Below are 2,702 nucleotides of genomic sequence, written 5' to 3'. Positions count from 1 at the left end.
AGGCGGAGCCGTGGCCTGCCGGTGAACGAGTACGCCGTGCGGGGGTGTCGTCGTTCGGGATCAGCGGCACCAACGCACACGTGATCGTGGAGGAAGCACCGGCCGGTCCGGAACGCGCGGTGGAGCCGGTCTCGGCAGGTGATTCGCCCGTGAGTTCGCCGATGGTGCCGTTGCTGGTATCCGGGAAATCCGAAGTGGGACTGCGGGCGCAGGCTGCACGGTTGCGTGCGTGGTTGGCGGTGCATCCGGAGGCTGAACCGGTGGATGTGGCGTATTCGTTGTTGACAATGCGGTCCCGGTTGGATTGGCGTGGGGCAGTCGTCGCGGGCGACCGGGACGCCATGCTGGCGGGATTGGCTGATTTGGCGGCGGGTTCGGCTGCACGGGGCGTTGCCGAGGGTACCCCGGTCATGGGGAAGGTCGCGTTCCTGTTCACAGGCCAGGGGGCGCAGCGTGTCGGTATGGGTGCCGGGTTGTATGCGGCGTTCCCGGTGTTCGCGTCGGCGTTCGACGAGCTGTGTGCCGAGTTCGACCGTTTGTTGGAATCTTCGCTACCCGGTGTCTCGTTGAAGGACATCGTCTTCGGTGTCGCGGGTGCGGATCTGATCCATCGGACGGAGTTTGCCCAGCCGGCGTTATTCGCGTTCGAGGTGGCATTGTTCCGGCTGGTGGAGTCGTTCGGAATCACTCCGGATGTGCTTATCGGGCATTCGATCGGGGAGCTGGTCGCCGCGTACACGGCGGGGCTGTGGTCGATGGCCGACGCGTGTGCGTTGGTCGTGGCTCGGGGTCGGTTGGTGGGTACGTTGCCGGCCGGTGGTGCGATGCTCGCGGCCGCGATTTCTGAAGAGCGGGCGGTGCAGGTCGTCGCCGGGTTCGGTAGGCGGCTGTCGATCGCAGCGGTGAACGGCCCGTCCTCGGTCGAGCTTTCCGGTGATGAGGACTCCATCGAGAAGGTGGAGACGATGCTGGCCACGGAGAAGGTCGCGACCGCACGGCTGCGGGTCAGTCACGCGTTCCATTCCGCCGCGATGGATGCCATGTTGCCCGAATTCGAGACCGTTGTTGCGGCACTGAGTTACGGCCGTGCTCTGTTGCCAGTGGTGTCCAACGTGTTCGGCACGGTCGGTGGTGCGGCTTTCGCCGACCCGGTCTATTGGGTCGGTCAGTTGCGTGACACAGTCCGTTTCGCGAACGGTGTCGACGCCTTGCTGGACTTGGGTGTTCGACGGTTTTTGGAATTGGGTCCCGATACGGTGTTGGCGGGAATGACCAGGCAGTGCCTGCCCGAGGATCTCGAATCGACGTCGTTGGTGGCGGCCGCGGGCGTGCGTGGTGCCGATGAGGTGACGCAGTTGCTGACGTTCCTCGCGCACGCCCATAACGCGGGCATCGACGTGGACTGGGGGCCCTTGTTCGCCGGTCGGGCCCCGATGCGGGCGTCGTTGCCGACGTACGCATTCGCGCGTCAGCGGTATTGGCTGAGTGCGGATACGACGGTTGCGGCCGGTAGTGTCGCGCATCCGGTCTCGACGGATGCGGTACGAGTGGCAGGTGAGGACGAGCTGTCCACCCCGCTCGCCTTCGATCACCCGACGACTCAGGCCTTGGACTATCTCCGCTTCCGGATGCCGGAAGCCCGCGCCGTGGAATCCGCGTTGCGCGGTGGCCTTACCAACCTTTTTCTGGCTGCGCACCGGCGCGGTCAGGTCGGCGCCACGATACCAATGCTGCTGGGAAGCGCCAAGCTCGCCGAGACCTTCACCACCGGCGCCGAGCTGCCCGCCCAGCCGACGCCGATTCCCCTGAACAGGGGCACATCCCGACCCGCGCTGATCTGCGTTCCGTCGTTTGTGGTCGGTACCGGACCGCAGCAGTTCGCTCGACTGGCGCGCGCGTTCGGCCGTGACCGCGCGATAGCCGCGCTGCGCCTGCCGGGAACCCGGCCCGGGGAGCTACTGCCTGGATCATGGGATGCGTTGCTGGATTGCTTGGCGACGACCGTGGATAACGTTGACGGCTCGGCGCCGATCGTTCTCGTCGGCTATTCGGCGGGTGGCGCGATCGCGCAGGCGTTGGCGCATCGCCTGGAGGAGAGCGGGAGCGGTCCGGCGGCGGTGATATTGCTCGACCCCTATTCGCCCGACGATGCGGAGCAACGTCGTCGTGCGACCGTCAGCGCGATCGAGACGGTGCTCGACATCGGACACGAAATGACCGAGATCGATGATCACGGCCTGGTCGCCATGGCGAAGTACATGCAGATATTCGACGAGCAGAAACCCGTGTCGATCGCCGCGCCGATGTTGAGCCTGCGGGCGGCGACACCGTTGCCCGGGCTGGATCACGTCGAGCGGGTGCCGACCTGGCTGCATACCGGCGAGACGGTGGAGATCGACGCGGACCACTTCTCGATTATCGGAGCTGCTAGCGCTGCCGTGGCGGAGGAGATACGACGCTGGCTCGAGGCGAAGGTCGGGGGCGATGGCCAGACCGGATATGGCCCTGGCCGACCCGGCTGACGCACACACAAGCGCGAAATCGCAATTCTTGGCATCGAGTAAGGCGCGGTAGAGGAATCCCATGGTCGAATCAGCGAATGAGATCGCCATTGTCGGTATGTCGTGCCGGTTGCCGGGTGCGGTCGATCTCGCGGGTTTTTGGCGGTTGCTGCGTGGTGGTCGTGACGGTGTCGGTTCGGC

2 protein-coding genes are annotated in these 2,702 nt (G+C 65.6%); both read left to right on the top strand.

Going from position 1 to position 2,702, the window contains the following annotated elements:
• Nucleotides 1-2,522: alpha/beta fold hydrolase (locus AB0H00_RS31885; RefSeq protein ID WP_357273644.1), on the top strand; the 2,522-nt coding region annotated here is incomplete at its 5' end.
• A 61-nt stretch (nt 2,523-2,583) separates the two neighbouring features.
• On the top strand, nt 2,584-2,702 hold a 119-nt coding region (locus tag AB0H00_RS31880; RefSeq protein WP_357273646.1), incomplete at its 3' end, for a beta-ketoacyl synthase N-terminal-like domain-containing protein.

This window comes from Nocardia sp. NPDC023852, assembly GCF_040639505.1.
In the GTDB taxonomy this organism is placed as follows: Bacteria; Actinomycetota; Actinomycetes; order Mycobacteriales; family Mycobacteriaceae; genus Nocardia.
Note: the sequence above shows the minus strand (reverse complement) of the source record. Positions and strands in the feature narration are given on the sequence as shown.